This window comes from Corynebacterium sp. TAE3-ERU12, assembly GCF_019209905.1.
Classification (GTDB): Bacteria; Actinomycetota; Actinomycetes; order Mycobacteriales; family Mycobacteriaceae; genus Corynebacterium.
Window position 1 is genome coordinate 1 of record NZ_JAHUTM010000002.1, and the last position, 26,121, is coordinate 26,121.

A 26,121-nucleotide genomic window follows, 5' to 3' on the forward strand; every position below is an offset into this window, starting at 1 on the left:
CCGGTGGCATTCAGCGGCGGGGTCACGCCCGGTCCCATTCCGAACCCGGAAGCTAAGCCCGCCAGCGCCGATGGTACTGCACCCGGGAGGGTGTGGGAGAGTAGGTCACCGCCGGCCCTTAAACAAAGAATATGGTTATGCCCCACGTACCGCCGTCATGGTGGTGCGTGGGGCATTTCCTATACCCACACCCCCGCGTCCCCAAACCAGGGGCGCGGGGGTGTGCGTGTTTATGGGGTCAGTGTTGTTATTCGGTCTAGCGCCACATCCATATCGCGACGTCCACAACAAAAACCCAACCGAATCAAATTGCGCCACTTAGGCTCATCCGGGTCCATCACAAAAGCCGACACCGGAATAGCGCCCACACCCACTTCAGCGGGCATACGCATACAAGTCTCCATCGCGTTGCCGAGCCCAAAAACCTCAGCATCAGCCAGCACGAAATACCCCGCATGACTCGGGAAGGCAGTAATACCCATATCCCGCAACGCCTGCATCAGGTGATCACGGTTTTCCCGCAATAAATCACGGTTATCACCAATCCACTGCGGGCATTCCAATAATCCGCGAGCCACCGCCGGCTGGAATGGCGCACCAGCCACACACGTCATGAACTGCTTCGCCGCAATGACACCATCAATAAGGTCCCGCGGACCCAACGCCCACCCAATCTTCCAACCAGTGATATTAAAAGTCTTCGCCGCGCTCGATACGACCACAGTGCGCTCTGCCATACCCGGCAAAGAAGAAATCGACTTATGCGTCAAACCATCAAAAACCAGGTGCTCGTACACCTCGTCGGAAAGCACCAAAGTGTCGTATGTATTAGCCACCTCGGCAATGACGGCGAGTTCATCGTCGGAAAGCACCGCACCGGTTGGATTATGCGGCGAATTCACCACAATCATCGCCGTCTGCGGGCCCACAGCCGCGCGCAGCGAATCGGCATCAAGACGCCACTCGCCGTCTTCGTCGGCCACCAACGCCGCAGTGCGCACCTTCGCCCCAGCCATCGCCGCAGCCGCCCGGTAGCAGTCATAAAACGGCTCGATGAGCACAACCTCGGCACCCGGCTCAACCAGGCCCAAAATCGTGGCTGTGATGCCCTCAGTAGCCCCCACAGTCACCAAACACTCAGTAGCGGGGTCACGGCGTTCACCAAGCCGGCGCTGCCGCTCATCACAAATAGCCTCCCGCAACGACGCAATGCCGCGGGCCGGCGGGTAATTGTTATTGCCCGCCGCAATCTGGCGGCGAGCCTCCTCAAGCACCACCGGTGGGGCGGGAGCCGCAGGCGCTCCCTGGCCCAGATTCGCCGCCCCATGCTCAGCAACAAGGGTGCCTATCGTGGCGAAAATGGTTTCTCCAAGCGGCCGCAGCCGCTGCACAGTGCGCTCATTCATTCCACGTAGATTACCCGCCCTACACTTAAGCCCATGAGCGAGGATGGATTCACCCCAGTCACCACCGATACTGCTCGCCTGCAGCAGCTCGTCGACTACCTCGAAGAGCACACCAGCTGCTTCTCCGGGCCAGCCATCACCACCCCACTGCGCAGCGACTACGACACCGACGAGGCATGGCTTGACGCCGTAGCCACCGCCCGCGCCCAGGCCGACGGTGCCGCCGCGCGCCGCCCCGACGCCGTCGTCCACGCAGCCATGCTGGTGCTTGGCGCCGGAGTCGACCACACACCGCCCGCAGTTGCCTACGTCACCGCGCAGACCCGGTGGGACAATGTCGTTATCGACGTGCACCCCCACCCCCGCTGGCCGGAAGGGGAACTTCGGCGTGCCGACGGTGGCGCCGACGCCTTCCCCGAATCCCCCACGCCATACCGGCTGCAGGACACCATCAACGCCACTGTCTACCGGCCGAGCGCACCCACCGGTGCGGTGGTGATCTCCGTCCACGGTGGGGCCTGGTGGGCCGGCGGCGGCGCCAACCGAGATAATGCCCACGGGCCCGACTGCGCTGCCCTCGCCGAACGCAGTGGGGCAGTGGTGCTGGATATCGACAACCGCCTGGCCCCGGAATATCCGCTTCCGGCGACCATTGACGATATTGCGTGCGCAGTGGCCTGGGCGCAGCATAACCTCGGCGCCACCAGCACTAATACTGTGCTGTGGGGTACCAGTTCGGGTGCCCACGCCTGCCTGCTGGCAGCCCTGACTGGTACCGAGGCCGCCCTGCTGGCACTCACCATGCCCGCCATTGACCTCACCGGCACCCGCAGCGCCGATGTGCCGTGGATATACGGCCAGGAGGGCCTGGACCCGGCCTCGGCGGTGGTGTCCCCAGTGCGCGCCGATCCCAGCAAGTTACCGCCGGTCTATGTCCAAACCGGTTCCGCCGATGACCGCGCTTTCGGCGGCCCGGAACTAGCAGCCGCCACCGATGGGGTTGTCGACGAATTCCTCGCCACCCACACCATTGCCGCGCCTGCTGAACAGCGCCGTCGGATCACCGCACTTGCCCGGCAGATTCTGCAGGCCACGGGGACACACCGTGAGCTTGCCGACGATCCTGCCGGCGAATACAGCAAGGAAGCCGTCGACGAAGCGAATCAGCGGGCCTGGTCTTAGGCCAGCGGGTAGAGCCGGTTCGAGGAAAGGCGGGTCTGCTCTGCTTTGTCGATATTGTCCTCCAGCAGTGCCCAGCGCTTGTTCGCAATGGCTTTTTCGGCATTGCGCTGGGTGGCTTTATCGGCGGTAGCCCAGCACACCGGCACCGGGGTGACCTCGTCCCAATACTGTGATTTCGAACTGTGCTGCCCGCCCACGGCAATAGCCGGAACGCGGGCCCCAACCTTGCGGGGAATCCCCGGCAGATTCGTTGCCGCCCGCACCGTCAGAGCCAAGCGCGGTTCCTGCTGGGGGTCGGAGGCAAGATTGACCAAGGCCAGCACGGTGATATCGCGGGGATTGACTTCTGCGACAACAGCAGGCACCAGCGGCCAGTAATCGTAGAGCTGTTGGGCGTCACCAACCTGCTTGGGCACCGCAATCATGGCGATAATGCAGCTCACCATTAGCACTGCCAGTACCGCCATGACCGTGTACTGCCACGCCCCAGTACCGGCGAACACAAAAATCAGCACAGCGCCGAGAAAAGCCAGGATGCACAGCACCAGTGCGGAGGCAACTAGGCGGCGCGCGTCCTTGAAGTATTCGTTGTACTTCTTGACGTGTTCGTTGTCGACGGTGATATCAAAAGCGGCCATGCTCGGTGTCTTTCGCTAAGGATTTAGAGGTCGGCGGCGTCCACAATGTTGTAGGCGTAACCCTGCTCCGCCAGGAAACGCTGTCTATGTGCAGCGTACTCGGCATCAAGGGTGTCCCGGGAGACAACGGAGTAGAACACAGCACCGCCGCCATCAGCTTTCGGGCGCAATAGCCGGCCCAAACGCTGGGCCTCTTCCTGCCGCGAACCGAACGTGCCAGACACCTGCACCGCCACGGCGGCCTCAGGAAGGTCAATGGAGAAATTCGCGACCTTCGACACCACCAAGGTGCGGATCTCTCCGGTGCGGAACTGGGCGTACAGCTTCTCCCGCCGCGATGTCGATGTTGAGCCGTCCAGTACCGGCGCGCCCAGAGCGTCGCCAAGCTCCTCCAACTGGTCCAGGTAGGCGCCGATAATCAATGTCGGCTCGCCGACGTGGCGTTCCAATAGCTTGCGGATCACCGGCACCTTCGATTCGGCGCACGCGGCCAGGCGATACCGGTCGGCGGCCTCAGCGGTGGCGTAGACCATCCGTTCCGAATCGGACATGGTCACCCGCACCTCAACGCACTCGGCTTCGGCGATGAAACCCTGGGACTCAATATCCTTCCACGGGGCGTCATAACGCTTCGGGCCGATGAGGGAGAACACGTCGCCCTCGCGGCCATCCTCGCGGACCAGGGTGGCAGTCAGGCCCAGCCGACGTCGGGACTGCAGATCCGCGGACATGCGGAACACCGGTGCCGGCAGCAGGTGCACCTCGTCGTACACAATGAGGCCCCAGTCGCGGGAATCAAATAACTCCAGTGCCCGGTACTCGCCCTTGGTCTTGCGGGTCACCACCTGGTAGGTGGCGATAGTCACCGGGCGGATCTCTTTGCGCTCACCGGAGTACTCACCGATCTCATTCTCCGTCAGAGAGGTAAACCGCAGCAGTTCATCGCGCCACTGGCGGCCCGCGACGGTATTAGTCACCAAGATCAATGTGGTGCGCTTGGCATCAACCATCGCAGCAGCGCCAACCAGGGTTTTGCCAGCACCACAGGGCAGCACCACCACGCCGGAGCCGCCTTCGCGGAAACAATCGGCGGCTTCGCGCTGATAATCACGCAACTGCCAACTATCGCCCTCAGCATGACGCCATTCAATGGGGTGGGCCTCACCGTCGACATAGCCAGCCTCATCCCGGGCCGGCCAACCAACCTTGAGTAACTCCTGCTTTAACCGGCCACGCTCACTGGCGTGCACCGTCCACGTATCGGGCTCAATGGCCTCACCCAGCATCGGACGAATCTTGCGGTGGCGGGTAATTTCCGCCAAAACCGCAGGGTCTGAGGAAATCAGCACCAGACCGTGGGTGGGGTGCTGGGTGAGCGTCAGCCGCCCGTAACGCTCCATCGTCTCGGCGATACCGACCAACAGCGGCTGCGGCACCGGGAAGCGGCAGTACTTCTCCAACACGTCGACGACCTGCTCCGCATCATGGCCGGCAGCGCGGGCATTCCACAGCGCTAGGTTCGTGATCCGGTAAGTATGCACGTGCTCCGGGGCGCGTTCGAGTTCCGCGAACGGCGCTAAAGCTGCTCGCGCGTCGGCAGCGTCGGCATGCCCTGTTTCAAGCAGGACTGTTTTATCCGACTGGACGATAAGAGGTCCGTCGCCAAGAGCCACTGGGTGCCACCTTCCGGGTATTGGAGACTAAGTGGCCATTATGGCACTAGGCGTCTTCGACGACGACCTCTGTGACCCGGTGCATAAGGAACCGACGCACCTCACCAGTGGCTGGGTCGATGCCATCGACCTGCCCGCCATTGACCGTCACCGGACGCACCGTGGTGCGCCCCGCCCGACCATTACGGTCCACAAAACCCAAGGTCACCAGCAGCCCATTGCGCGCCGCCCGGGCCAACACATCATGCGCCGCAGCGCCGGTGGCCGGATCATCACGCACACCGATACGGGTGCCTTCCGTCCCGGCGGACAGCACTGCATCAACGGCAACCGACACCAGGCCAGCATCGGCGGCTGGGTGCGCCGGGGGCCGCGGCGCCGTCGGATGCACCCGGCAAGGCCGGGGCGCGAAAGAAATCGCCGCCCCGGCAGCATCCTCCGCAACGGCGGTGTGCCCGTATTCGCGCAAGATGTCAATGACCCGACTCAGCGGGGCCTGCGAAATCAACACGGTGTCCGCAATACGACGCAACCCCAGGATCTCGGCTGCGGGAGAGGTCTCGATAGCGGCCAGCTCCACCGGGTCGCTACACCTGAGGTAGCTGGCCGCGGGGCCGCCACGCACCCGCCCATGCCGGCGGGATACATCATCAATAAGCTGCGACAGGCCCTGCGGGACTTCCCCCATCGACCGGGTACGTAAGAACTCATGCAGTTCGCTGGCGCTTAACCCCGCATCAAGAGCGCGCTGCAAAGACTCCTCCGTCACCCGGTGCACGCTGGCTACCCCGGGGGATTCCACAACCGAGAACATCGCCAAAGTGCGGGCAAGTTCCGGCTCGGGCGGGCCCGGGACCAGGATCGTTAAGTCCGCCTGGGCAATGAACTGCCGCGCCGGTGGTGGCAGCAAGCCAGTGAGCCCATCTGGGTCAACGCCATGTGCGCAGGCCCGCCACGCAGCAGTGACCGCGAACCCGGGGTCCTGGCACACAATGAGGCCAAGTGCCTCGAGGTCAGTAAGTGCGGTATCTAATACCGCCGCCGGAGTGCGCATCGCGATAAGCGGCCGGTAATGCAATAACCCAGCCGTAGCATCAGGCAGCCCACCACTGCCCAGGGCAACGTCGGCAAGCGCGGTGCGTAGTGCCGGCGAGGGTTGCGGCGGCTGGTCGGGTAGTAACGGTGCTGGCGGGTCGGCGGTGAGTACCGCCTCGATCAGGATCGCCCACCGGCCGGGGCCAGTAGCGGCGAGGAACTCATCGGCCGTGTCGGTGGGGGCCAGGTAGTCGCCGCCGGAATCATCCGCCGGGGCTGGGTCCGGCTCACCGCAGGCAATGAGGTGCGCGCACTGGGCGAAACGCAGCAACCGTTCATAATCGGCGCCCATCTCGTCGGCAAGCCGACGCTGCCCACGCACCGACAGCAACCCATCGCGGCGCAACGGCACCGGGGTGGTGCCCAAAAACTCCAGCAGCCGGGCCATGGCGTAGAGCAATTCCAGGGCCGTTGTGGCGCCCCGGTCGTCTGCACCAGCGATATCTGGCGCATCAGTGCTGTCCGGTTTCAGCGCAACCGGGCCCTCGGGAAGCCGGGCCCCGTGCATCAGGGCGCGCACCCGGTCGGGCAGCCGGACCGTTTTCGGGTCGATGCGTTGCAGCAATTCCGCCTCGATCAGGCGGGGCACCGGGCGCTGCGGGTCAGCATCTGGTGCCGCATCGCGGGTGGTGCCCAGGCCACCGGCGTCGGCAAGCGTTTGCAGCACCCGGTGCTGGCGTTCATCGATGGCGCCCAGCGCTTCCTTGAGCTCGGCGGTGGTGGGCTGGTCGGCGGCGGGTAGCACTGTCCACCCGGCTGGCAGGGCCTCCCACGCACCTGGGGCCACCATCAGCAGATCCGCATGTGGGTTCGGGTCTGTTTTTCGGGCGCGGCCACTAAAAGAACCGGTTTTGGTGGGGCCGTCGCCATAAATCAGGGCGCGGTTGCGTAGTTCATCAAGGGCGGTGCGCAACCGGGCGGGCGTGGGGCGGTGTTTGACGGGGACGTCCGCCTCCGCGAGGCGGTCGAGTACGTCGTCGATGACCGCACTGGCGGCTACCGCGTGCATATCGCCACCGGTATCCACACATGCCTCGAGCACAGCTAAGGCGGGGGCATCGAGTTGGGGGAGCACGCGCCGGGCGGAGTCGTGCAGGGTGAGCCGTGCTGCCAGCGCGGCGGCATCACGTGGGGGCGGGGCGATCGCATCTGGCCGGTAGGTCAGCAGTGCGGTGAGGTAGTCGCGGTCGCGATCGGCTAGCCAGCTTCGCAGCGGGGGCAGTGTGGAGGCGTTCATGTTGTGTTCCACGATACGTCGCTGGGCGTGATTGGCAGGGCGAATTTGGTGGTGACTAGGTACTGCCGCCCCGGTTCTGTCATGATATGGGTATGGCTAATGTCGAGAAGAAGAAGTACGTCGATCCGGGCTGGCCGCAGAACCTTGAGCCCGGCGAGCACCCGGTGACTGAGCTGGTCTCCCACCATGCAGGTGCTGACTCGCCTTTTGGTGAGATCACCTTCCCGGTGGACCCGAGCACTTTGGGTTACGTGCACCCGCATACCGTCATTAATAAGTAGACCGCGTGAGGTCCGCTGTACCCGATCTTCCATGGGGAGGTCGGGTATAAGTGCTGCTTGCCGACGTTGGTAGCGGCGCGTGACAAAAAAGCTGGGGCCTCATCCGTGGGTACGGATGAGGCCCCAGCTTGTGTGCTGCTAGCGCGGGCTGCTTAGAAAGGCAGCTGGCTGCGGAGCAGGTTGTAGATATTCACGACCTCGTTGGGCACGGGGACACCGGCGTCGCGGAGTTCACCGATAGCGCGGTGGAAGATGCTGTCGAGGCTGGAGATATCGGCGGCCTCGAAAAGGCCATCGATGACGGACTGCGGGTTCAGCGGATCGATATCACCGACATTGCCCGGGGTCGGAACCGGGGCGGGGGCCGGAGCCGGTGCCGGGGCGGGGGCCGGGTTGGTGTTGCCGGTGCCGGGCTTCGGGCGCTGGGTCGGGCCGGAGCTCAGGCCGAGGGAGCGGGAGCAGGCGGGCCATGCATTCCAGCCCTGCTGGGCGAGAACCTTCTCGGCAACCCAGATCTGCTCTTCCTTGGTGGCCTGGTGGGCGTATGCAGCGAACTCGCCGCCACCGAAACCGGTCCAGGTCTGGGCGGAGAACTGCAGGCCGCCGTAGTAGCCGTTGCCGGTGTTGATGGACCAGTTGCCGCCGGACTCGCACTGCGCGAGGCGCTCCCAGTCGGAGATCGGAGCGGCGCTGGCGGTCGGGGCGAGCATGGCGGCACCGGCGCCAAGGGCGATGCCGGTGGCGGCAACCTTGGCGGTGGTGGACATGCTGCGGGTTTTCTTAGCGTGGCGAGCCATAAGTGGGGTATTCCCTCTCGTCGGTTACATCGGGTGTGGCGCACAGGCCTCCCGTGCGGTGTGGACCCAAACTAACGAATGGTCACGGAATAGTCACATTGCTTTATGGTGCGTGTGTCGAGCTCGCGGCTGGCAGTGTGTATTTATTCGTGTGTATCGCCTGGTTAACGCCAGAATGTTGTAGATGTTATTATTGATAGCAGTGTGAAATGTGATCGAAGTCACGTTATAGAGCTGTTATTTCTATGGTTCGTGACCATCGCACGCTATGATGAACGGTTCAATACACACGGCAGAAGAAAGGGGCGATCGCGGTGCCCATCGGCAAAATCAGGTGGTACGACAAGCAGCGCGGCTTCGGCTTCGTATCCAACCCAGGAGGCGAGGACGTCTACGTCGGACATGCCGTGCTTCCCGACGGGGTCACCGAACTCCACAAAAACCAGCGCATCGAATACGACTTCGCCGACGGCCGCCCCGGCCCGCAGGCGCTGCGCGTCAAAGTGCTGGAAGAACCCACCCGGCCCAAGCGGCAGGACCGGCCCGCCCGCAGCGCGCGCCGGCATAAGCCCGAAGAACTCAACGGGATGATTTCGGACATGATCTCCATGCTCGAAGCCACCCAGCGTGACCTGCGCTCCGGGCGTTACCCCGACCGCAAGCAGGGCCGTCAGACCGCAGAAGTACTGCGCGCGGTGGCTAAGGAGCTCGACCGCTAAGCCGCGTCGTTCACCACGGACCAGGTGATGCCGTAGGTGGTCTCATCGCCATCGGCGTTTTCACCGATCACCGTGGTGGACACCTCCACCACCCCCAGGGCACTGCGCGAACCAGCCGCCGACGTCGAACCAGCAATAGTTTCGGTCGAGGTAGTCCCCGGATCGTGCTTGGTCGCGGAATTATGCACATCATCGGCGAAGAACCGCTGCACAGCCCACGCATTAGCCGCCACTTCCTCGGATACCTCGAGGGTGGCGGTTTCTTGTTCGCCAAGCTCAATATGCTTCGCGTTATCCTCCACCACCGTGCACCCGTCCTCACCTGCAAACAGGTCACACACCCGGTAGGGGAGCACCTCGAAGTCCTCACCATCGACGGTAACGGTCAATGGCTCCTGCATCGGGTCCTCGATACCGTCGGACTGCAGCATCGCGAACACCACCACAAGGCCCACAATGACAAGGCCCACCGCCGCGATGGCACCGATCTTCAGCAGTGACTTCTGTCGGCTTTTCGCCATACGTTCCTCCAGAGATCGAGATAATCGAGCAAAAGTCTAACGCGCAGGCACAAACTCGACTTCGAACAGAACCGGCCAGTACTTGCCCGTCACCACAAACCGATTCGTGCCAGCAATAGCGGCAATGCCGTTGAGCACATCCACATTCATCGGCGTGCGCTCCGGGGGCAGCATCTCCCGCAGCGCCGAGGCATCCACCCGCGCCGTCACCACGTCGGTGCGTCCATCAATGCGATAAATATTGTCCGTCTGCCACTCATTAGCCCACACCACTGGCTGCTCTGCGGTGCCGGTGCATTCCAGCTCATTCAACTCGGTCACCGGCTCACCCCGGTAGGTCACCTCGATAACAGCCTGCTCAGCCAGGCTGTTCGCATTGCGCACCACCAACTCGTCGCTGCCATCGGAGGTGACCACCGAACCGTCGGCACGGGCACAGATTCCCCAGCCCTGGCGGGCATACGGGATCTCCTCCCGGATATCGAAGGTCTGCGCGTCGCGCCGCAGGGCCACCTGGTCCTTCCAGGTCAGCTGCCACACATCCGCCCCGATGCGGGTGATGCCCTCGCCGAAGAAATTATCCGGCACCTCCGCGGACTCCACGACCTGCTGGTCCTCCAAGGGCTGCGCCAACCGCAGTATCTGGGACTCCCCAGCGATTCCGGTACCAACAAGCAGGTCGTCGCCATCAAATTCCAGGCCCTGGATAAACCACCCCGAATCCCACGGGTGCTCGGCAATAACCCGTACTGTCAGTTCCTCCGGTTCCGCGGCCGGTTGGCTACTTGCGCACCCCACCAGCAACGCCGTAGCGGCCACCACGAGTAGTCGTCTCATCGACTGGTGTCCTCCAATCCGTCTTGGACCCACTTCGCCCCGCGGGAGACTGAAATTCGTTGCCACAGGTACACACCCCAGCCCAGGACGCCCAGAATTACCCCCACCCAGCAGGTATGGGCGAGGTGCGAGCCTGCTCCGTGGGTTATCGTGACCACCACCGCGGCCAGGGAAAACGCCGCGATGCCGACGGCCAGTGCCGGGCGCGGATCCGCTAACCAACGGGGAAGCTGCGAAAAGGTTTGCCCAGTACGGTTCACAGGTGCGATTCTAACCAGGACGGTTCGGCAGCAGCGTCGAGTCCGATCACTTATGTGAGGGGAGCCAACACCAAGTGAGCGAGAGTAAAGCTACCGGGACCCTGGACCGGTATTTCCACATCACCGAACGCGGGTCCACGACGGGCACCGAACTGCGGGCAGGTGTCGTCACCTTCTTCGCGATGGCGTACATCATCCTGTTAAACCCGCTCATTATCGGCACCGTAGCCGATGTCAATGGCGTGGTCCTCGGCATTGCCCCAGTCGCCGCAGCCACCGCTTTTGCTGCCGGTATCCTCACCATCGCCTTCGGCGTTTTCGCCAAGTATCCCTTCGGCCTGGCCACCGGCCTGGGCATTAACACCCTGGTGGCGGTGACGTTCGTTTCGAATCAGGGCATGACCTGGCCCGAGGCGATGGGCCTGGTTGTGCTCGACGGTCTCATCATCGTCGCCCTGGCGGTGTCTGGTTTCCGCTCTGCGGTGTTTGATGCAATTCCGGGTTCGATGAAGTCCGCGATGACTGTCGGTATCGGCATGTTTATCACCATGATTGGCCTGGTTGACGGTGGTTTGGTGCGCCGCATCCCCGACGCTGCCGGCACCACCGTGCCCGTGCAGTTGGGTATTAACGGCCAGATTGCTTCCTGGCCGACCGCGGTATTCGTCCTCGGCATCATCATCTGTGGTGTGCTGGTGGCCTTCAACGTGCCCGGTGGCCTGTTCATCGGCATTGTGCTCAACACCATCATCGCCATGATTGTGGAGGCCATCACCGGCGCCGGCCCGTCCTTCGTCGACGGCAAGCCCGAACCCACCGGCTGGAATCTGGCGGTACCGCAGGCCCCGGACCCTGTGTTCGGTATCCCCGACTTGTCGCTGCTGGGCGCGGTCGATCTGCTCGGCGCTTTCACTTCCGTCGGTGTCATCGCCGCCACTATGGCCTTGTTTACCCTGGTGTTGGCTAATTTCTTCGATGCCATGGGCACCATGACGGGCCTGGGTAAGCAGGCCGGGCTTACCGACGCTCATGGCAACCTGCCGAATATGAAGACCGCCCTGGTCGTTGAGGGCACCGGTGCTGTTGTCGGCGGTGCGTGCTCGGCGTCGTCGAATACCGTCTACATTGACTCAGCTGCTGGCATTGCCGACGGTGCCCGCACCGGCTTGGCCAATATCGTCACCGGTGTGCTGTTCCTCGCGGCGATGTTCTTCACCCCGCTTTACGAGATCGTGCCGATTGAGGCCGCCGCCCCGGTGCTGGTCATTGTGGGCACCATGATGGTCGCCCAGATTCGCGATATCGATCTCAATGACATGACGATCGCCTTGCCGGCCTTCCTGACCATTGTCATCATGCCGTTCACGTACTCCATTGCTAACGGTATCGGCATCGGTTTCATTGCGTATGTCGTGATGAACCTGGCTACTGGTCGCGGCAAGTCGGTGCATCCGCTGCTGTACTTCATTGCCGCGCTTTTCGTGATCTACTTCGCGGTGGACCCGGTCACCGAGCTGCTTGGCGCTTAGCCCATGCGTATTCGCATTGATGACCCCGCCGACCCTCGGCTTGATGACATCCGCGATCTCAACCACAGCGATCGCCGCCCCGATCTGCCTGGTGGCAAGGGGTTGGTCATCGCCGAGGGGTCGTTGGTTGTGCCGCGGTTGCTGCAGTCTCGGTTCCCGGCGCGCTGTGTTGTTGGCCTAGCCCGCAAGCTCGATGAGCTGGGGGAGGTCGATATCCCGGCTTATGAGGTGTCTCGGGAAACCCTGGCTGAGGTCGCGGGTTTTGATATGCACCGGGGTCTTGTGGCCGCCGCTGATCGTGCCCCTGAACCTGAGCTTGCCGACGTGGTGCGCAATGCCCGCACTGTGCTTGTACTCGAGGGGGTGGGGGACCACGAAAATATTGGCGCCATTTTCCGCAATGCGGCCGCTCTTGGTGTTGACGGGGTTCTTTTCGGCGCTGCGTGTGCTGACCCGTTGTACCGCCGGGTGGTGCGGGTGTCGATGGGCCATGTGCTGCGGGTGCCGTATGCGCATTTGCCTGGTACCACCACAACCTGGCAGCGCAGTCTCGCGGGTTTGCAGGATCAGGGTTTCCGGGTGGTTGCTATGACCCCCGCTGGTGCGGTGCCGCTGTGGGAGGCGCTTGCCGACGCTGACCGCGTCGCCATTGTGGTGGGTGCCGAAGGCCCGGGCATGACCGAACACGCTATGCGCGCCTGTGATGTGCGGGCGGCTATCCCGATGGCGCCCGGCACGGACAGCTTGAATGTGGCCACCTCAGCGGCGATGGCCTGCTATGAACGGTTGCGCTAACGGTTGCGGGAGTTGAGTTTGTCCCAGATCCGGCGGCCAAAACCGCGCATCTGTTCACCTAGTGATTGTGCCGCCGAGCGGGTTGCCTCACTGGCCTGTTGGAGCCGCTCAGTGGGGTTGATGTCGTCGTCGGCGACGGCTTCGTAATCGTCGTAGTCGAATGCGCTGCTTTCATCCGGGGCGGTGGCGCGCTTCTTTGTGGTGGTGTCGATCTTCGACGAGAGGCGCCCATCTACAGCGAATGCACTCACCGGCACATCCGGGCCCGAAGCAGTGGGGTCGAAGCCCAACCATGAGGCAATAACAGCATGGGCCAACTCGGCGGATTTGAACGGCAGGGCCACCCCGGGCCGGCCGGATTCGGCGGGGTCGTGCTCGCCAGCCCAGTACCCACGTTCGGCCGGCAGCGGCAGCCCATCGTTGACGATAATTCGGGTGCCGGTGGCGGCGAAGGCCCGTCGGACTGCGCCGTCGTGGAAGTGTGCGAAACCAGCCCACCGGTTATCCGGGTCTTCGGCGATGACATAAATATCGTCGGCGGCAATATTCCGGGTGAGTCGCTTCGGCAGCTGCGTCATATCCGGCTGGCCCTCAACGGCAGTTTGGATCACAGCGAGACCGTCGAAACCACCGATATAGAACTCGGCGGTGCCTGCCGGGGCGGACCGGTTCAGCGGAAAGTCCGCGATATGGGTCACCGGCTGCGACGGATCGAGTTGGGCCAAGTATTTCCGGCCAAAACCTCGGTCAACGTCGGGTTCGCGTAACAGCACCTGGCGCGGGTCATCGCAGGAGACGAACCAGATTGTCACGACGGTCATGTGGTCCTACTTCCGGTCGGTGGGGCGCACGCCGAGGAGCACGTCCTCCCACGACGGCATGACGGTGCTGCGGCGGCGACGCGGGCGTTCTTCCTCCGGGTTCAGCATGAAATCGGAGTCATCGGGGTCCTCGTCGGCAGGCTCCGGTTGCTGCTCCTGGGCCATGATCGGGGTGGTCTCTGAGACCGCAGCCAGACCACGCCGGGGGCGGTGATTTTCCGGGTCCACTAATTCCGCGGCGGCCTGGTTGCGGGCAACTGTGGTGCCGCTGCCCGCGCCCTCGTCGTGGTAGCTCCACTCGGCGGTGTTATCGCTGTGGCCTGCCTGCCACGTGAGGCTGACAATCCACTGGCCGGTCTGGTCGCGGCGCGAGTCCCAGGTGGCCTCGGAAAGCTCCAGGCCGCGGGCGGTGAACGCAGCGGCGAGGATTTCCTGCAGGGTGAGTTTGGCCGGGCCGTCAGCACGGCGGGGATGCGATTTTTTGCCCTGCTCGGCGATCCGCGCCCGATCTGCGAGCACGGGGTGGGCGAAAGCATCAATGCGTTTCACCGGCATGCCGGTTTCGGCAACGAGTTCGTCGATAGTGGCCCCGGCACGTACCCGATCCTGGATCTCTCGCGGCGGCATGATGTATTTCGGTGCCGCCGGTTCCGGTTCCGGTTCTGGAGTGGTTTCGGGTTCTGGTTCCGGGACGGACTGCGGTGTGGTCGGCGTCTCCATCAGGGCGCGCAGCTCGTCGGTGACGGCGAGTACGAACTCTTCCCCGTCGACCTCGCACACAATGCGCGTGCCCGGCTGCGACTGATTCGCTACCGGCTTTAATTCACGCATTGTGAGTACCTCCTGGGGTGACGACTGTGTATTAGCTTCATGGTATGCGACAGCGCCCCCGCTGTGCCTGCATCGACGCGATGCGGCGTGTAGCGAGGGCGCTGTTGTGCTGCTTAGTTGTCCAGACCGTTGTCGAGGATCCAGTCGATAGAAGCGGTCAGCTTCTCAACATCGGACGGCTCGATGGCCGGGAACATGCCGATCCGCAGCTGGTTGCGGCCCAGTTTGCGGTACGGGTCAGTGTCGACGACACCGTTGGCACGCAGGATATTGGCGATCTGGCCGGCGTCGATCGCGTCGTCGAAGTCGATGGTGCCCACGACCAGGGAGCGCTTGTCCGGGTCGGTGACGTACGGGGTGGTTTCGGCGCGCTGCTCGGCCCACTTGTACAGGTGCTGCGAGGATGCGGTGGTGCGCTCGACCATGCCGGCCAGGCCACCGTTATTATTCATCCACTTCACCTGGTCGGCCAGCATCAGCAGGGTGGCGACGGCCGGGGTGTTGTAGGTCTGGTTCTTCCGGGAATTGTCCACTGCGGTCTGCAGGTTAAGGAAGGCCGGGATGAACCGGTCGGAGTCATTATTGAGCTTCTCAATGCGCTCCAGGGCGGCCGGGCTCATTGCGGCCAGCCACAGGCCACCGTCGGCGGCGAAGCACTTCTGCGGGGAGAAGTAGTAGACGTCGGCGTCCTTGATATCGACGGGTAGGCCGCCGGCGCCGGAGGTGGCGTCAATGGCAACCAGTTGGCCGTCGGAACCCTCGGGGCGGGTCACCGGCACCATGGCGCCAGTGGAGGTCTCATTATGGGCCCAGGCGATAAGGTCGACGCCTTCTTCGCCGGCAACCGGGGTGGGGGCGTCGCCGGGCTCGGCGGAAATAACCTGCGGCTCAGCCAGCCACGGTGCCTGCTTGCTGGCCTTGGCGAACTTCGAGGAGAACTCGCCGTAGGTCAGGTGCATCGACTTGTTCTCGATCAGGCCGAAGGTTGCGGCATCCCAGAAGGCGGTGGCGCCACCGAGGGAGAGCACAATTTCGTAGCCTTCCGGCAGCTGGAAAAGGTCGGATAGGCCTTCGCGCACCTCTGCGACGACGTTTTTCACCCCTGGCTTACGGTGTGAGGTGCCCATGACGTCTTCGCCGGCGTCGGTAATAGCCTGCAGCTGTGCAGGGCGCACCTTTGAAGGTCCGCAACCAAAGCGGCCGTCCTCGGGGAGTAGTTCACTGGGCAAGGTGGGGTACTCGGCGCTCATGTCGGTGGGCAACCTTTCGTCGGAAGCAAGGTCAATTAGGCGCGGCGTGCGCATACTTACTGATGTTAGTACCACCACCGCGGCATTGGTGGGGTTCCATCCGGGTGGAGGTAACTGGACACATTTCTGAAAGTGTGTTGCTAAACTCACATTGTTTGCTAGTCTGTGCCTCAACCCACTGCTGTTCGGATGGGCGAGTTAACCGCCGGTTGACCCCGCTTCGGGACATCCCCCGCTGCCGCTGAACGCGATCGGTATAGCGTGGTCATTAGCCGGCCCCTGGGCCGGATTGTCTGAACGACATCAATTCCAGCGAAAGGGAAGTTGTGGCTACTGACAACAATAAGGCCGTGCTCCAGTACCCCGGTGGCGAGTTCGAAATGGACATCGTCAAATCTACTGAGGGCAATGATGGCGTCGTCCTCGGCAAACTCCTTCAGGACACCGGTCTGACCACCTTCGACCCGGGTTATGTTGCCACTGGCTCCACCGAGTCCAAGATTTGTTATATCGATGGTGGCAACGGCATCCTGCGTTACCGCGGTTACCCCATCAGCGAGCTGGCTGAGAAGGCCACCTTCAACGAGGTCTCCTACCTGCTGATTCACGGCGAACTGCCGACCCAGCAGGAGCTTGACACCTTCAACTACGAGATCCGTCACCACACCCTGCTGGATGAGGACTTCCGTCGTGCCTTCAACGTGTTCCCGCGTGAGGCACACCCGATGGCCACCCTGGCTTCCTCGGTGAATATTCTCTCCGCCTACTACCAGGACGAGCTCGACCCGCTGGACGCCGAGAAGCGCGAGCTGGCCACCTACCGACTGATGGCCAAGGTGCCGATGTTGGCGGCCTACGCCTACCGTGCCTCCAAGGGCCAGCCGTACATGTACCCGGATAACTCGCTCAATGCCCGCGAGAACTTCCTGCGCATGATGTTCGGCTTCCCCACCGAGGATTACGAAGTCGACCCGGTTGTGGTCCGCGCCCTGGACAAGCTGCTCATTCTGCACGCCGACCACGAGCAGAACTGCTCCACCTCCACGGTGCGTATGGTCGCCTCCTCCGGCGCCAATATGTTCGTCTCTGTTGCCGCTGGTATCAACGCCCTGTCCGGCCCGCTGCACGGTGGCGCCAACCAGGCTGTTCTGGAAATGCTGGAGGATATTCAGAACAACCACGGCGGCGACGCGACTGAGTTCATGAACCGCGTGAAGAACAAGGAGCCGGGCGTCCGCCTGATGGGCTTCGGTCACCGCGTGTACAAGTCCTACGACCCCCGTGCGGCCATCGCCAAGGAAACCGCCCACGAGGTGCTCGAGCATCTCGGCGGCGACGAGCTGCTGGATCTCGCCATGCGTCTGGAAGAGATTGCGCTTGCCGACGATTACTTCGTCGAACGTCAGCTCTACCCGAACGTGGACTTCTACACCGGCCTGATCTACCGCGCCATGAACTTCCCGACGGAGTTCTTCACCGTCCTGTTCGCGCTGGGTCGCCTGCCGGGCTGGATTGCTCACTTCAACGAGCAGATCACCACCCCGGGCAATAAGATCAACCGCCCGCGCCAGATTTACACCGGTCACACCGAGCGCAGCTTCGTCGCCCGCGAAGACCGCTAAATCCCCCCCCCTGTGCTGTAAACGGCCCCCGCCCGCTTGGCGGGGGCCGTTGGCATGAATGCAAAACTGAAAGAATGTCAATGACGAAACCCCATATCACCGTCCCCACTGGTCCCGCCCCCACTGAGCTGGTTTGTGAAGATATCCACATCGGTGACGGTGCTGAGGCCTATACCGGCGCTACTGTCGAGGTCCACTATGTTGGCGTCGAATACGGCACTGGTGAAGAGTTCGATTCCTCCTGGAACCGGGGCGATTCCATCACTTTCCCGCTGGAACGCCTCATCGCCGGTTGGCAGGAAGGCATCCCGGGCATGAAGGTCGGCGGCCGCCGCCAGATCATCTGCCCGCCGGAGAAGGCCTATGGCCCCGCCGGCTCCGGTCATTTCCTGTCCGGCAAGACCCTGGTGTTCATCATCGACCTGCTCGGTGTGGAGTAAACCATGAAGCTGATCCTCGACCTCGACACCGGTATCGACGATGCCTTAGCTATCGCCTACGCAGCGGGTTCACCCGATGCTGAGCTGATCGGTATTACCGGCACCTACGGCAATGTTTTGATGAAGGATGGCCTGGCTAATGCGCTGTCTGTGCTCGACCTGCTGGGTCTGAAGAATGTTCCGGTGTACCCCGGTGAGCCGCACGCGCTGACCAAGGATGATTTCGAGGTCCTGGAGATCTCGGCCTTTATCCACGGCGCTGATGGCATCGGCGAGGCTGAGATCGACAAGTCCAACCGCACCCCGGAGGAAACTTCCGCGGTGGACTTCCTGCTAGAACAAACCAAGCTGCACGACGATCTCACGATTGTCGCCACTGGCCCGATGACGAACCTGGCCGCGGCGCTGCGCCGTGACCCGAGCTTCGCCGAGCGGGCCAATATCGTCATCATGGGTGGTGCGCTGACTGTCCCGGGCAATGTCAATGCCTGGACTGAGGCCAATATCAACCAGGACCCGGAGGCAGCCGATGAACTGCTGCGTTCCGGGGCGAATGTGACCATGGTGGGCCTGGATGTCACCCTGCGTACCCTGCTGACCACGCAGCACACTGCTCAGTGGCGTGAGTTGGGTACGGCCGGCACCTTCCTGGCGGAGATGACTGACTATTACATCCGCGCCTATGACACCACGGCCCCGCACCTGGGTGGCTGCGGTTTGCATGACCCATTGGCTGTTGCGGTCGCCTTGGACCCGTCGCTGGTGACCACGTTGGATCTGGCGTTGAAGGTCGATACGGAAGGCCCGACCCGTGGCCGCACTATTGGCGATGAGATGCGGCTGTCTGATTCCGCCCCGACTACGCGCGCAGCTATTGGCGTCGATGTGGAACGTTTCGTGGAGATGTTCATGTCGCGAGTGATGACTGCCGCGAAGAACGCCTAAGCCATGATTGCTGTTGTGGGTTCCGCCAATGCGGACCTCACTGTGCAAGTCCGGGCCCTGCCACGTGCTGGGGAAACCATCACTGGCGGGGCGTTGGCGATCCTGCCGGGTGGTAAGTCCGCTAATCAGGCCGCCGCTGCTGCCCGGCTTGGTGAGGAAGTTGGTTTTATCGGCTCTGTTGGTGCCGATAGTCACGGTGACACGGTGTTGGCTGCGCTTGCCGACGCTGGCGTCGACACCTCCACTGTGCAGCGCGTCGATACGGCCACCGGTACGGCCCTGATTTTCGTTGATGACGCTGGCGAGAACTTCATTGTCGTCTCCGCTGGCGCTAATGCGGACCTCACCCCGGATGTGGTGACCCAGCACAGTGATGTGATCCGTGGGGCGAAGGTACTGGGGCTTTGTCTGGAGATTCCCCTGGAATCGGTGATGACTGCCGCCCGCATCGCCTCCGATATTGGCGTGCCGGTGGTGTGTAACCCCTCACCCCTGGAGCAGGCCAAGCCTGAGCTGCTGGAATTAGTGGACGTCCTGGTGGTCAATGAGCACGAGTTGGGCCATTTTGTGCAGCCCGGCCCGTGGCCGCAGGTGCACCGCGCCCTGGTGGATAAGCACAATATTCACGCCGCCGTGGTGACCTTGGGTGGCCGGGGCTCAGTTGTTCTCGAAGACAGCGGGGTGACTGAGATCGATGCGCATAAGGTCGATGTTGTCGATACCACCGGTTGTGGTGATGCGACCGTCGGTGCGCTGATGGCCGGGATTAGTCGGGGCATGAGCCTTGCCGACGCGGCTCGCCTCGCCGCGGCAGCATCGGGTTTCGCCGCTAGTGGTTTAGGTGCCCAGGCTTCGTATGGCAGCGCGGCGGATATTGAGCGTTTGCTGCACCCATGACATATGTCATGGGCAAAGTCAGGATCGGTGACACTTTTGTATAGTCGCTGTTCACGCCACTATTGCAGGTATGAACACGACAACGCACAGCCCTGCGCTGCACGCGTCGGGCCTGACTAAAAAATTCGGTGATCTCACCGCTGTCGACCATGTCGATCTCACCGTGCACCGCGGTGAGATTGTCGCCTTACTGGGCCATAACGGTGCCGGGAAAACCACTCTGCTTGATATGGCATTGGGGTTCGCCGTGCCCGAAGCTGGCGCTATTGAGGTTTTCGGCAAGCACCCCTCGGTGGCCGCCGCCGCTGGCGATATTGGTGCGGTATTGCAGGAACGCGGCCTGCTGAAAGATCTCACTGTGGCTGAAACGGCCCGCATGATCGCTGACTGCCACCACCATCCCCGCAATGTGGACGAGGTACTCGAGCGCGCCGGGGCTACTGATTTTGCTGACCGTAAGGTCGGCAAGTGCTCCGGCGGCCAGGTGCAGCGACTGCGTTTCGCGCTGTCTTTATTAACTGACCCGGATCTCCTCATCCTGGATGAGCCCACCGCTGGCCTGGATGCCACGGCCCGCCGCGAGTTCTGGCGGACCATGCACAGTGAGGCCGCCCACGGGCGCACCATTATTTTCGCCACCCACTACCTGCATGAGGCCGATGAGTTCGCGGAACGGGTGGTGCTTATGGATCGTGGCTCGATTATTTCCGATGGCCGGCTCAGTGACCTTGTTGCAGACCGTGGCCGCACCATCACTGGTACCTGGACCAGCGAGCAAGATCCGCGCACGTTTGCCGCCGAGACTGTTTCTGTCGACGGCGACACGGTCAGTTTTGTCACCCACGATGCTGACTCGCTCACCTGTGAGCTGCTGTCGAAGCGGCTTATCCGGGATATCACCATTGCCCGCCCCGGCCTGGAAGAAATTTTCTTCGGCCTGAACGACGCCGCTAAGGAGTAGGGACCATGAACACCAAGGTTGTCTTCCGCTATGTCGCTTGGGAGCTGCGGCGAAATCTGCGCATGCTCGACTCGATGTTTTTCATCGTGGTGTTGCCCATCGCGCTTTACCTCATGTTCGGCGCGACCTCGAATCTCTCCGAGATGTCGATGGGCCGGGGCAATCCGGTGGCATTCGTGATGATCAATATGGCGATCTACGGCGCGGTTACTGCCACCACCAGCACTGCGGGAGCAGCGGCAGTGGAGCGCTCATCGGGGTGGGGTAGACAACTGAACCTGACTGCGTTGTCGGATACGGGCTATATCGTCGGCAAAGTCATCACGGCAACGGTGATTTCGCTGGTCCCGGTGATTGGGGTTTTTGCTGTCGGTGCAGTGACTGGTGCGGATATTGACCAGTGGTGGGTCTGGCCCGCCACAGCGGTTCTGGTTGTACTTACCGCGGCACCTTTTGCTCTCTATGGCCTGGCCGCCGCCCTATTATTGCGTTCAGAGGCAGCAGTTTCTGGTGCCTCGGGTTTGCTTGTGGTGCTTGCGTTCTTCGGCAATCTATTCGCCCCGTTGGATGAGCTCATGCTGACGATTTCTAAGTTCACCCCGCTGTATGGCAGCGCTACGATCAGTCGGTGGCCTATGACGGAAGGCAAGATTTTTTCCCCGTCTGCACAGGCCCTGCAGGACACTGAACTGTGGGTCGGGGTCGTCAACCTCATTGTCTGGACCATCATTTTTGCCGCGGTGTGCCTAGTCGCCTCCCGCCGCAGCACACATCGTTAGGAGCACGGCGATGGGCTATCAACCCCCGGATCGGCTGACGCCGAAGGAACGCCGCAATACCCTGATCTATGCCGGTGGCTGGCTGGTGTTCTTATTAACGGCTCTGCCGGCGCTAACCGCCGGGGATGCTGGTCTGGGGGCGAAAGCGCTCGGCTGGGCGGGGTTGCTGGTTTTCATCGCTAGTTATCTATGCGGCATGGTGTACCCCCGCCCGGTAGCGCGGCTGCCCCGGATGGCTAATACCACCGGTTTTATGGTGGTGATGTTCGCGGGCCTGGTGATGATGTTCCCGGCAGTTGGGCATCCGGTTCTTTTTAATGTCCCGTATTTTGTGGCCCTGTGGGTGTTTAACCACACGCTGCGCACCGGCCTGGGCGCCACTGTGGTGATTCTTTTCTGTGGTGGTTTGGGTATTTGGGCTCTTGGTGGGGATGCGCGCCCGATTTTCTTATTGCAGATGCTCATGGTCACCGCGCCGCTATTAGGGGTTCGGCTATCCATTGAGCGTGAGGAGATGGAGCGTAAGCACCGCGAGGAGCTTTTCTTAACCCAGCAGCGCGCCAGCTTCGCCCGCGATGTGCACGATCTTCTCGGCCAGTCCCTTACTGCCATCACGTTGCAGGCCCAGGTGGCCAGTCGACTGATCGATAAAAATCCGCAGGCCGCCCGCGCCGAGTTGGATGGCATTATCGCCACTGCCCGGGATTCGCTTACTGAGGTGCGTGCCGCTGTGACTGAGATCAATCGCACCAGTATCCGTGAGCAGCTATTGCACGCGCGTGAGATCCTCTTCGCCGCCAATATCCGCGCTGAGCTTCCCGACGTAGACGCGCTGCCGAAACTAGCGTTGGAGGTAGACCGGTTATTTGCCATGTGCCTGCGTGAGGCGGTGACTAATGTGGTGCGTCATTCCCGGGCCCGCCATTGTGTCGTCACCCTTGCCGCTGATCGGCTCACTATTTCCGATGATGGGGTTGGGTTCACTAGCGAGTTCGGCAATGGTCTCAGTGGCCTGCGGGCGCGCGCCGCAGAGCGCAATATGGAGCTCAGCGTGACGAATACTCATCCCGGTACCACCGTGGAGGTCAGTTAGATGCCCATTCGGGTGCTCATTGCCGATGACCAAACCCTGGTCCGCGCCGGGCTGGCGGCACTACTTGGGATGGAAGACGATATCGATATCGTCGCCGAGGTAGCCAATGGTGAGCAGGCAGTTAACTACCTCAGTGCCCACGATGTTGACGTCGCCATGCTTGATATTGAGATGCCGGTGATGGATGGCATCGCGGCGGCAGAAAAAATCACCACCAGCACTGAGTGCAATGTGCTGATGGTGACGACATTTGGTCGGGCCGGCTATTTGCGGCGTGCCCTGGACGCTGGGGCGAAGGGGTTCATGGTCAAAGACGCCCCGGCCGAGCAGCTGCTTGATGCTATTCGCGCGGTGCATTCTGGTGGTAGCGCTATTGACCCGGAGCTGGCTGCGCAGGCGCTGGCGCAGGGGAATAACCCGCTGACGGATCGGGAACGCGAGCTTCTTCGGCTCACCTTGACCGGTGCGTCCATTAAGCAGTTAGCGGCGACGTTATTTATCTCCCAGGGCACGGTGCGCAACCACTTGAGTTCGGCTATCGCGAAAACACATACCGATAACCGAACTGCGGCGGCGCACACCGCGCAGGACCGCGGGTGGCTTTAGCCCTTCAGCGCGGCAATCCAACCGCTGGACTTACCGGTGCGCAGCACGTTGCGCGGATAAATCTTAACGGCCAGCAGCAGTACCAGTGCACAGGTGATGGCCAGGATGAAGGCGGCGGCCAGGACTTCCCCCAGGCTCATATTGCCCATGGCGTACTGCAGGGGAGCGGTGCTTATCGACGTCGGCGGCAGCCACCCCAAAACCTTCATCAGTGGGGTGTCCAGGCTGGACCATCCCAGCGAGGGGGCGTAGATGACGGCGAAAACCAGCAGCAGAATCGGGGTTTGCACGCCACCGAAATCTTCCATCCGGCTGACCAGGGAGCCACCAGTGGCGTAGAGCAGGCTGAAGAATAAGTAGCCCAGGATGAAGTAGAGCACCATCAGGCCCATGGTGGTCCACGGCACCGTGAAGCCGTCGGTAAGCCCGGTGGCGAAGGCGGTGATGACACCGGCGGCACCAATGCTGAGCACCATCACCAAGCCAGCTGCCCCAGCGCCCAGGATTTTGCCGGTGAGCAGGTGGAGTGGCTTCACCGTGGACAGCAGTATCTCGACGACGCGGGACGATTTCTCCTCAATCACCGACTGCGCAACATAACCGCCGAACATGAGCACCGCGAATAGCATCACCATCAGCGAGATACCGACGGTAAGGAGTTTCGCGATATCTAGTTGCTCTGTGTGCTCGATATTGAGTTGCTGGGCTGCTCCAGCAGCAAAAACTTTCGCCGGGTCCCCGCCCTGGGCGGTGATCTCCTTGGCTTGGCCTGCAGCGGTCAGGCTCGCCTGGAGCTGCTCCACAGTTGTAGAGGAAATATCATCGTCGACCAGTGTCCACTGCGCGCCGTCGCGAAACAGTGCGCCGTCGACATCGCCGTCGGCAAGCAACTCGCGGGCGGTTTCCTCGTCTTCAGCGGGCGTGAGCTCCACATCGGGTAGCTGCTCGGCGAAGGGGGCATTACCGACGACGGCGATCGGGGTGGTCTCCACCCCAGCGGAGTCCTTGTCCTGCTGGTAGGCGGTGAAAATAATGCCGCCAACGATAGCGACGATGCTGAGCACCAGGGTGACCAGGGTGCCTTTGCGAAGCAGGGTGGAGCGCAATTCGCGGGCCGCCACCGAGCCAATGGCAGAAGAGGCGGTGTATTTATTCTTCATTGGTGATGACCTCCTGGTAAAGCTCGGTAAGTGGAATAGTGACCGGCCCGAAGCTGCGCACCGGCCCGTGGCTGAGCGCCGTGTTCAGGATCTGCTGGTCGACGTCGTCGGCGGCATCGTCGGCAAGTTCCAGGCGGGTGTGCTGGCCGTACTCGGTGCGCACGACGCCGGGGATACTGTCTGCCCAACCCTGCGGCGCGGCGGGCGCGTCTACCTGCAGCAGGCGTGGCCCCACCTGGCGCAGTTCTGCCACCGTTCCTTCGGCAAGCATGCGGCCATCGCGGATAATGCCGACGCGGTCACATAGCCGCTCTACGAGGTCGAGCTGGTGGGAGGAGAAGACCACGGGCACCCCGCGCGCTGCATAATCGCGCAGTACACCAGCCATCACCTCCACGGCGATGGGGTCCAGGCCGGAGAACGGCTCATCAAGCACCAGCACGTCGGGGTTGTGGACCAATGCGGCAGCCAGCTGTACGCGCTGCTGATTGCCTAGTGAGAGCTCCTCGACTTTGTCATCGACACGCTCGGTCAGGCCCAGCGTCTCCAGCAGGTCCTTGGTGCGCTGCTCGGCAGTTGTTGTGTCCACACCATGCAGGCGGGCGAAATAGGCCAACTGTTTGCCGACCTTTTCCTTCGGGTACAGGCCACGCTCTTCGGGCATATAGCCCACAGTGCGGCGCAGTGTTTCGTCCATCACGCGGTCGCCGAGGCGGACTTCACCTGAGTCCTGTTCGAGCACGCCCAGCGCGATGCGCATGGTGGTGGTTTTGCCGGCGCCATTGGAGCCAACGAAGCCATAAATTTCACCGGGGTGCACGGTGAAGCTCATCCCATCCAGGGCGCGCAGCTCACCGTAGGTTTTCACAAGGTTATCGATAACTAGGCTCATCAATTGCTCCTTAATCATCTGCCATGTTCCAGGCGAATATGGCGGCGGGGAAGGACAGGATCGCCATCCAACCAACGAGCGCAATAATGCCTGCGGTGTAGGGGACGTACACGCCCCACCAGGGGTCAGTGTTGACGACAACAACGCCGACCATTGCCAACGCAACGATGTATATCGCGTTGACTGTGACGAGTAGTCGGTAGCTGAGCGCTCGCATGTGCTGAATGCGCTCGTATTCGTACTCGTCTAGGTAACTCGCCGGTGCGCTTTCGACATTGTCGGTGACGGCTTGTAGCGCATTCCAGCTGAGCAGCATGGCGACAGTGAGCAGGAACCAGGGCGCCACCACCCACCCGGAGTTGTTTTTTAGACCAAGAATCAGCGGGATTGCGCTGCAGCCGAGACTGGCGATCAAGGCGCAATGGATAATGACGACAAGGCGTCGTCCCCGGGTGGTGCGGAGCTTCGGGTACCTGTGTTGTGTCCTGCTCTGTTTGCGTACGTATGTGCGTTCCCGGTGGTGTGTCCACCGTTGTACTGCGGTAGTCATGGGCGGCTCCTATACGTGCGCTTGGTAGAGCTCGGCGGACATTGGGGTGAATTCTTCGCGGGAGAAGACTGCTTCTACTGGCAGCCCGAAGACCTCGCAGATGCGAAAAGCAAGGTCGAGGCTGGGGTAGTGGTCGCCACGCTCAAGGGCGCCGATTGTTTGCCGGTTGACGGCAACCGCGTCGGCAAGCTCTGCGCGACTGAGCCCGCGTTCGGCGCGCAGGACACCGATCCGGTTGTAGATTGGCCGCTCTGGGCCACGTTTTACTGGGCTCATACGACAAAGTGTTGTAAAAACCCAACAG

Annotated in this window: 28 protein-coding genes and 1 rRNA gene; 14 read left to right on the forward strand and 15 right to left on the reverse strand. The window is 62.2% G+C overall.

Features of this window, described 5'->3' with window-relative positions; all coding sequences use genetic code 11:
• Positions 1 to 2 precede the first annotated feature (2 nt).
• Positions 3 to 117, forward strand: a 5S ribosomal RNA gene (gene rrf / locus KRX51_RS06330).
• A 113-nt stretch (positions 118 to 230) separates the two neighbouring features.
• Here rrf and KRX51_RS06335 read toward each other — a convergent pair.
• Complete coding sequence (locus KRX51_RS06335) at positions 231 to 1,406, reverse strand: aminotransferase class I/II-fold pyridoxal phosphate-dependent enzyme (RefSeq protein ID WP_218362309.1); 1,176 nt, start codon at positions 1,404 to 1,406, stop codon at positions 231 to 233.
• Positions 1,407 to 1,439: 33 nt separating this feature from the next.
• Between KRX51_RS06335 and KRX51_RS06340 the strand changes: the two genes are divergently transcribed.
• Positions 1,440 to 2,588 (forward strand): alpha/beta hydrolase, encoded by a 1,149-nt coding sequence (locus tag KRX51_RS06340; protein WP_218362310.1) that lies wholly within the window; start codon positions 1,440 to 1,442, stop codon positions 2,586 to 2,588.
• On the opposite strand, the gene KRX51_RS06345 is transcribed toward KRX51_RS06340, so the two are convergent.
• From KRX51_RS06345 to KRX51_RS06355, 3 genes are read right to left on the reverse strand one after another with little or no spacing between them, the layout of a single operon-like run.
• Positions 2,585 to 3,226, reverse strand: a complete 642-nt coding sequence (locus KRX51_RS06345) for a DUF3239 domain-containing protein (RefSeq protein ID WP_218362311.1) — start codon at positions 3,224 to 3,226, stop codon at positions 2,585 to 2,587. The genes KRX51_RS06340 and KRX51_RS06345 overlap by 4 nt on opposite strands.
• A 23-nt stretch (positions 3,227 to 3,249) precedes the next feature.
• Positions 3,250 to 4,899 (reverse strand): DNA repair helicase XPB, encoded by a 1,650-nt coding sequence (locus KRX51_RS06350; RefSeq protein WP_218362312.1) that lies wholly within the window; start codon positions 4,897 to 4,899, stop codon positions 3,250 to 3,252.
• Between the two features lie 46 nt (positions 4,900 to 4,945).
• On the reverse strand, positions 4,946 to 7,231 hold the full coding sequence (locus tag KRX51_RS06355) for a helicase-associated domain-containing protein (RefSeq protein ID WP_218362313.1): 2,286 nt from the start codon (positions 7,229 to 7,231) through the stop codon (positions 4,946 to 4,948).
• A 92-nt stretch (positions 7,232 to 7,323) separates the two neighbouring features.
• On the opposite strand from KRX51_RS06355, the gene KRX51_RS06360 reads away from it, so the two are divergent.
• A complete protein-coding gene (locus KRX51_RS06360; protein ID WP_218362314.1) occupies positions 7,324 to 7,512 on the forward strand; it encodes a hypothetical protein in 189 nt (62 codons plus the stop codon).
• A gap of 152 nt (positions 7,513 to 7,664) precedes the next feature.
• On the opposite strand, the gene KRX51_RS06365 is transcribed toward KRX51_RS06360, so the two are convergent.
• Positions 7,665 to 8,309 carry a transglycosylase family protein gene (locus KRX51_RS06365; RefSeq protein WP_218362315.1) on the reverse strand — a complete coding sequence of 215 codons (645 nt, stop codon included), beginning with the start codon at positions 8,307 to 8,309 and terminating at the stop codon, positions 7,665 to 7,667.
• A gap of 314 nt (positions 8,310 to 8,623) precedes the next feature.
• On the opposite strand from KRX51_RS06365, the gene KRX51_RS06370 reads away from it, so the two are divergent.
• Entirely contained in the window at positions 8,624 to 9,028 is a 405-nt protein-coding gene (locus tag KRX51_RS06370) for a cold shock domain-containing protein (RefSeq protein ID WP_218362316.1), read from the forward strand.
• On the opposite strand, the gene KRX51_RS06375 is transcribed toward KRX51_RS06370, so the two are convergent.
• Genes KRX51_RS06375 through KRX51_RS10330 form a run of 3 tightly spaced genes read right to left on the reverse strand, consistent with a single transcriptional unit; the run spans position 9,025 to position 10,646 of the window.
• Complete coding sequence (locus KRX51_RS06375; protein ID WP_255549524.1) at positions 9,025 to 9,549, reverse strand: DUF2771 family protein; 525 nt, start codon at positions 9,547 to 9,549, stop codon at positions 9,025 to 9,027. The genes KRX51_RS06370 and KRX51_RS06375 overlap by 4 nt on opposite strands.
• A gap of 36 nt (positions 9,550 to 9,585) precedes the next feature.
• Entirely contained in the window at positions 9,586 to 10,386 is an 801-nt protein-coding gene (locus KRX51_RS06380) for a glutaminyl-peptide cyclotransferase (RefSeq protein ID WP_218362317.1), read from the reverse strand.
• Positions 10,383 to 10,646, reverse strand: coding sequence for a DUF2530 domain-containing protein (locus KRX51_RS10330; RefSeq protein ID WP_218362318.1), 264 nt, complete (start codon positions 10,644 to 10,646; stop codon positions 10,383 to 10,385). Before KRX51_RS10330 ends, KRX51_RS06380 begins: the two co-directional genes overlap by 4 nt.
• A gap of 74 nt (positions 10,647 to 10,720) precedes the next feature.
• Between KRX51_RS10330 and KRX51_RS06390 the strand changes: the two genes are divergently transcribed.
• Together KRX51_RS06390 and KRX51_RS06395 are read left to right on the forward strand one after the other, a co-directional pair.
• Positions 10,721 to 12,175, forward strand: a complete 1,455-nt coding sequence (locus tag KRX51_RS06390) for an NCS2 family permease (RefSeq protein ID WP_218362319.1) — start codon at positions 10,721 to 10,723, stop codon at positions 12,173 to 12,175.
• Positions 12,176 to 12,178: 3 nt separating this feature from the next.
• On the forward strand, positions 12,179 to 12,970 hold the full coding sequence (locus KRX51_RS06395) for an RNA methyltransferase (protein WP_218362320.1): 792 nt from the start codon (positions 12,179 to 12,181) through the stop codon (positions 12,968 to 12,970).
• Here KRX51_RS06395 and KRX51_RS06400 read toward each other — a convergent pair.
• The 3 genes from KRX51_RS06400 to serC all read right to left on the reverse strand — a co-directional run bounded on the left by KRX51_RS06400 (position 12,967) and on the right by serC (position 15,872).
• Positions 12,967 to 13,791, reverse strand: coding sequence for a hypothetical protein (locus KRX51_RS06400; RefSeq protein WP_218362321.1), 825 nt, complete (start codon positions 13,789 to 13,791; stop codon positions 12,967 to 12,969). The genes KRX51_RS06395 and KRX51_RS06400 overlap by 4 nt on opposite strands.
• A gap of 6 nt (positions 13,792 to 13,797) precedes the next feature.
• Positions 13,798 to 14,622, reverse strand: a complete 825-nt coding sequence (sepH, locus tag KRX51_RS06405; RefSeq protein WP_218362322.1) for a septation protein SepH — start codon at positions 14,620 to 14,622, stop codon at positions 13,798 to 13,800.
• A gap of 113 nt (positions 14,623 to 14,735) precedes the next feature.
• Positions 14,736 to 15,872, reverse strand: a complete 1,137-nt coding sequence (gene serC, locus KRX51_RS06410; RefSeq protein ID WP_218362323.1) for a phosphoserine transaminase — start codon at positions 15,870 to 15,872, stop codon at positions 14,736 to 14,738.
• A gap of 326 nt (positions 15,873 to 16,198) precedes the next feature.
• Between serC and KRX51_RS06415 the strand changes: the two genes are divergently transcribed.
• From KRX51_RS06415 to KRX51_RS06450, 8 genes are all read left to right on the forward strand, one after another.
• Positions 16,199 to 17,494 (forward strand): citrate synthase, encoded by a 1,296-nt coding sequence (locus KRX51_RS06415; RefSeq protein WP_218362324.1) that lies wholly within the window; start codon positions 16,199 to 16,201, stop codon positions 17,492 to 17,494.
• Between the two features lie 80 nt (positions 17,495 to 17,574).
• Positions 17,575 to 17,934 (forward strand): FKBP-type peptidyl-prolyl cis-trans isomerase, encoded by a 360-nt coding sequence (locus KRX51_RS06420; RefSeq protein WP_218362325.1) that lies wholly within the window; start codon positions 17,575 to 17,577, stop codon positions 17,932 to 17,934.
• 3 nt (positions 17,935 to 17,937) lie between these two features.
• Complete coding sequence (locus tag KRX51_RS06425; protein ID WP_218362326.1) at positions 17,938 to 18,879, forward strand: nucleoside hydrolase; 942 nt, start codon at positions 17,938 to 17,940, stop codon at positions 18,877 to 18,879.
• 15 nt (positions 18,880 to 18,894) lie between these two features.
• Positions 18,895 to 19,776: a ribokinase gene (locus tag KRX51_RS06430; protein WP_370625055.1), complete on the forward strand. Its 882-nt coding sequence runs from the start codon at positions 18,895 to 18,897 to the stop codon at positions 19,774 to 19,776.
• Between the two features lie 70 nt (positions 19,777 to 19,846).
• Positions 19,847 to 20,737, forward strand: coding sequence for an ABC transporter ATP-binding protein (locus tag KRX51_RS06435; protein ID WP_218362328.1), 891 nt, complete (start codon positions 19,847 to 19,849; stop codon positions 20,735 to 20,737).
• Between the two features lie 5 nt (positions 20,738 to 20,742).
• Entirely contained in the window at positions 20,743 to 21,516 is a 774-nt protein-coding gene (locus tag KRX51_RS06440; RefSeq protein WP_218362329.1) for an ABC transporter permease, read from the forward strand.
• A 10-nt stretch (positions 21,517 to 21,526) separates the two neighbouring features.
• Positions 21,527 to 22,609, forward strand: coding sequence for a sensor histidine kinase (locus KRX51_RS06445; RefSeq protein ID WP_218362330.1), 1,083 nt, complete (start codon positions 21,527 to 21,529; stop codon positions 22,607 to 22,609).
• The gene (locus tag KRX51_RS06450) at positions 22,610 to 23,215 is read left to right on the forward strand and encodes a response regulator transcription factor (RefSeq protein ID WP_218362331.1); all 606 of its coding nucleotides are present in this window, start codon (positions 22,610 to 22,612) and stop codon (positions 23,213 to 23,215) included.
• On the opposite strand, the gene KRX51_RS06455 is transcribed toward KRX51_RS06450, so the two are convergent.
• From KRX51_RS06455 to KRX51_RS06470, 4 genes are all read right to left on the reverse strand, one after another.
• A complete protein-coding gene (locus tag KRX51_RS06455) occupies positions 23,212 to 24,375 on the reverse strand; it encodes an ABC transporter permease (RefSeq protein ID WP_218362332.1) in 1,164 nt (387 codons plus the stop codon). The two genes, KRX51_RS06450 and KRX51_RS06455, sit on opposite strands and share 4 nt — an antisense overlap.
• A complete protein-coding gene (locus KRX51_RS06460; protein WP_218362333.1) occupies positions 24,365 to 25,267 on the reverse strand; it encodes an ABC transporter ATP-binding protein in 903 nt (300 codons plus the stop codon). The genes KRX51_RS06455 and KRX51_RS06460 overlap by 11 nt, the downstream gene beginning before the upstream one ends.
• A gap of 10 nt (positions 25,268 to 25,277) precedes the next feature.
• Entirely contained in the window at positions 25,278 to 25,682 is a 405-nt protein-coding gene (locus KRX51_RS06465; protein ID WP_218362334.1) for a hypothetical protein, read from the reverse strand.
• Between the two features lie 144 nt (positions 25,683 to 25,826).
• Complete coding sequence (locus tag KRX51_RS06470; protein ID WP_218362335.1) at positions 25,827 to 26,093, reverse strand: helix-turn-helix transcriptional regulator; 267 nt, start codon at positions 26,091 to 26,093, stop codon at positions 25,827 to 25,829.
• Between the last annotated feature and the right edge of the window lie 28 nt (positions 26,094 to 26,121).

Excerpts from the sequence above, each read along its gene's own strand:
- KRX51_RS06335 (WP_218362309.1), bottom strand. The coding sequence starts at position 1,406 with ATGAATGAGCGCACTGTGCAGCGGCTGCGGCCGCTTGGAGAAACCATT.
- KRX51_RS06340 (WP_218362310.1), top strand. The coding sequence starts at position 1,440 with ATGAGCGAGGATGGATTCACCCCAGTCACCACCGATACTGCTCGCCTG.
- KRX51_RS06345 (WP_218362311.1), bottom strand. The coding sequence starts at position 3,226 with ATGGCCGCTTTTGATATCACCGTCGACAACGAACACGTCAAGAAGTAC.
- KRX51_RS06355 (WP_218362313.1), bottom strand. The coding sequence starts at position 7,231 with ATGAACGCCTCCACACTGCCCCCGCTGCGAAGCTGGCTAGCCGATCGC.
- KRX51_RS06360 (WP_218362314.1), top strand. The coding sequence starts at position 7,324 with ATGGCTAATGTCGAGAAGAAGAAGTACGTCGATCCGGGCTGGCCGCAG.
- KRX51_RS06365 (WP_218362315.1), bottom strand. The coding sequence starts at position 8,309 with ATGGCTCGCCACGCTAAGAAAACCCGCAGCATGTCCACCACCGCCAAG.
- KRX51_RS06375 (WP_255549524.1), bottom strand. The coding sequence starts at position 9,549 with ATGGCGAAAAGCCGACAGAAGTCACTGCTGAAGATCGGTGCCATCGCG.
- KRX51_RS06380 (WP_218362317.1), bottom strand. The coding sequence starts at position 10,386 with ATGAGACGACTACTCGTGGTGGCCGCTACGGCGTTGCTGGTGGGGTGC.
- KRX51_RS06395 (WP_218362320.1), top strand. The coding sequence starts at position 12,179 with ATGCGTATTCGCATTGATGACCCCGCCGACCCTCGGCTTGATGACATC.
- KRX51_RS06400 (WP_218362321.1), bottom strand. The coding sequence starts at position 13,791 with ATGACCGTCGTGACAATCTGGTTCGTCTCCTGCGATGACCCGCGCCAG.
- sepH (WP_218362322.1), bottom strand. The coding sequence starts at position 14,622 with ATGCGTGAATTAAAGCCGGTAGCGAATCAGTCGCAGCCGGGCACGCGC.
- serC (WP_218362323.1), bottom strand. The coding sequence starts at position 15,872 with ATGAGCGCCGAGTACCCCACCTTGCCCAGTGAACTACTCCCCGAGGAC.
- KRX51_RS06420 (WP_218362325.1), top strand. The coding sequence starts at position 17,575 with ATGACGAAACCCCATATCACCGTCCCCACTGGTCCCGCCCCCACTGAG.
- KRX51_RS06425 (WP_218362326.1), top strand. The coding sequence starts at position 17,938 with ATGAAGCTGATCCTCGACCTCGACACCGGTATCGACGATGCCTTAGCT.
- KRX51_RS06435 (WP_218362328.1), top strand. The coding sequence starts at position 19,847 with ATGAACACGACAACGCACAGCCCTGCGCTGCACGCGTCGGGCCTGACT.
- KRX51_RS06440 (WP_218362329.1), top strand. The coding sequence starts at position 20,743 with ATGAACACCAAGGTTGTCTTCCGCTATGTCGCTTGGGAGCTGCGGCGA.
- KRX51_RS06445 (WP_218362330.1), top strand. The coding sequence starts at position 21,527 with ATGGGCTATCAACCCCCGGATCGGCTGACGCCGAAGGAACGCCGCAAT.
- KRX51_RS06450 (WP_218362331.1), top strand. The coding sequence starts at position 22,610 with ATGCCCATTCGGGTGCTCATTGCCGATGACCAAACCCTGGTCCGCGCC.
- KRX51_RS06455 (WP_218362332.1), bottom strand. The coding sequence starts at position 24,375 with ATGAAGAATAAATACACCGCCTCTTCTGCCATTGGCTCGGTGGCGGCC.
- KRX51_RS06460 (WP_218362333.1), bottom strand. The coding sequence starts at position 25,267 with ATGAGCCTAGTTATCGATAACCTTGTGAAAACCTACGGTGAGCTGCGC.
- KRX51_RS06470 (WP_218362335.1), bottom strand. The coding sequence starts at position 26,093 with ATGAGCCCAGTAAAACGTGGCCCAGAGCGGCCAATCTACAACCGGATC.